Origin of the sequence: Streptomyces sp. NRRL B-24572 (assembly GCF_002156145.1) — a bacterium.
Lineage (GTDB): Bacteria > Actinomycetota > Actinomycetes > Streptomycetales > Streptomycetaceae > Streptomyces > Streptomyces vietnamensis.
The window spans coordinates 1-2,292 of the sequence record NZ_MWIG01000657.1 but is presented as its reverse complement, the minus strand read 5'-3'; the positions used below and the strand labels follow the sequence as shown (position 1 = coordinate 2,292).

At 70.9% G+C, this 2,292-nt stretch carries 3 protein-coding genes; 2 read left to right on the top strand and 1 reads right to left on the bottom strand.

Annotated elements, in window-relative coordinates:
- Positions 1 to 460 (bottom strand): DJ-1/PfpI family protein (locus CCN56_RS32840; RefSeq protein WP_086831513.1); only part of this gene is annotated, 460 nt, incomplete at its 3' end.
- 95 nt (positions 461 to 555) lie between these two features.
- Here CCN56_RS32840 and CCN56_RS32835 point away from each other — a divergent pair.
- Together CCN56_RS32835 and CCN56_RS32830 are read left to right on the top strand one after the other, a co-directional pair.
- A complete protein-coding gene (locus CCN56_RS32835; protein WP_086831512.1) occupies positions 556 to 1,893 on the top strand; it encodes a PLP-dependent aminotransferase family protein in 1,338 nt (445 codons plus the stop codon).
- 132 nt (positions 1,894 to 2,025) lie between these two features.
- On the top strand, positions 2,026 to 2,292 hold a 267-nt coding region (locus tag CCN56_RS32830), incomplete at its 3' end, for an SDR family NAD(P)-dependent oxidoreductase (protein WP_143664694.1).

Genomic DNA, 2,292 nt, shown 5'->3' with positions numbered 1-2,292 from the left:
GTGGGTCGTCGCCGCCGGCGGTGGCGATGTTCTCCTTGGCGTAGAAGGGCTGGTTGAGGACCTCGACGCCGGCGGCGACGACCCACGGCTTGGTGGTCAGGTCGGTGCAGGCGGGGACGTCGGTGAGCAGGCCGAGCTTGGCCAGCACGAGCGCGCCGGAGCACTGCGCCGCGATGAGCTGGCGCGAGGGGTCCAGGCCCCGCAGGATGTTCATGATCGCCGGGTCTTCGACGACCTCGCGGGTGGCGATGCCGCTGCCGACGATGACGGCGTCGGCGGCGCACGCCTCCTCAAGGGTGGACATCTGCTCGATGACCACCCCGTTCATCGACGTCACCTTGGGGCTGGGGGTGGCGATGGTGACGCGCCAGCCGTCGGTCTTGATGCGGTTGAGCACGCCGAGCGCGATCAGGGAGTCGAGCTCGTTGTAGCCCTCGAACGTGAGGATGGCGATGTGCACGGCGGCTGCCCTTCCGGATCCGGGATGCGTGGGGCTCGACGGTAAGGGCCCGCGAACAGGACAGCCAAAGAATTGTCATGGATACAATTCGGCGCATGGCAGCCCCGCGGTACAAGGAACTGGTCGACGCCCTCGCGGCCGACATCCGGGCGGGGCGGCTCGCCTCGGGCACCCGGCTGCCGACCCACCGCGGGCTCGCCGCCCGCGAGGGCATCGCCGTGGTGACCGCGACCCGGGTGTACGCCGAGCTGGAGGCGATGGGCCTGGTGAGCCGGGAACAGGGCCGCGGCACGTTCGTGCGTGACATCGCGGTTCCCGCCGGTCACGGCATCGATCAGCAGGTCGTCGCCACGGGTGCGGTCGACCTCAACTTCAACTATCCGTCGCTGCCCGGCCAGTCCGATCTCCTGCGGCAGGCCCTGCGCGAGGTGGCCACCTCCGGTGATCTCGACTCGCTGCTGCGCTACCAGCCCCACTCGGGCCGGTCCCAGGACAGGGCCTCGATCGCACGACACCTGAGGCGCCGGGGAATCACCACGGGCGCGGATCGGATCCTCATCGCCAACGGCGCGCAGCACGGCCTGGCCATCACCGTCATGGCCACGCTGGGCGCCGGCGACGTCGTCGCGGTCGACGCACTCACCTATCCCGGTTTCAAGGTGCTCGCGCATGCCTTGCGTCTCGACCTGGAGCCCATCCCCATCACCACCGGCGGACCGGATCTCGACGCCCTGGAGAAGCTGTGCGCGACCCGCCCCGTGCGCGCGATCTACACCATGCCCACGTTGCACAACCCTCTGGGCTGGGTCATGTCGCCGGCCGACCGCACCCGCCTGATCGAGATCGCCCGACAGCACGGTCCGCTCATCATCGAAGACGCCTCCTACGCCTACCTGGCCGAGGACCCTCCCCCGCCTCTGGTCGCAACCGCACCGGACATCACCGTCTACGTCTCGGGACTGTCCAAGAGCGTCGCCACCGGTCTGCGGGTCGGCTTCGTCGTCGCCCCGCCTTCCGCGGTGCCCTCGCTCGAACGCGCGATCCGGGCAACCACCTGGAACACCCCCGCCCTCACCACCGCGATCGTCTGCCGCTGGCTCGACGACGGCACGGTGGACCACCTGGAAGCGCAGAAACGCGACGACGCCAGGGCCCGCCAGGCGCTCGCCGGACAAGAACTGGCAGGCCTACCGCTCGTCGGCCACCCCTCGTCCTACTTCACCTGGCTGCCGCTGCCCGACGACGCACGCGCCGATCGCCTGACCGCCGCCCTCGCGCGCCGGCACATCTCGGTGACCACGGCGGAGCCGTTCACCACCTCGACGCACACGCCGCAGGCGATCCGCCTCGCGCTGGGCTCGACCGATCTGGACACCCTCCGGTCGACGCTGCGTACGGTGCGACGAGTCGCGGTCGAGGACGCCTACGCCTGAACTCCCCTCGGCCGGCCGCCGATTCCTGCCCGCGCCGACGTACGTCGCACATCGCGGCGGGACCCGAAAGGCCGATCGGGCCCTGTGCCAGGATGCGTGTACCTGCCCGCCATCGACACGAGGAGCGACACCATGAACACCGCTTCCACCGGCTACCTCTCCGAGCTGTTCTCGCTGGACGGGCGCACGGCCCTGGTCACCGGCGGCAGTTCCGGCATCGGCAAGGCCATCGCGGGGGCGCTGGCCCGGGCGGGGGCGAGCGTGGTGGTCCTGGCGCGCAAGGAGTCCGAGCTGGTCGCGACGGTCGAGGAGTTGACGGCCGAGGGCTGCCGGGCGGCGTGGGTGAGCGCCGACCTGAGCACCCGGGAGGGCATCAAGGCGGGGGCGGAGGCGGCGGCC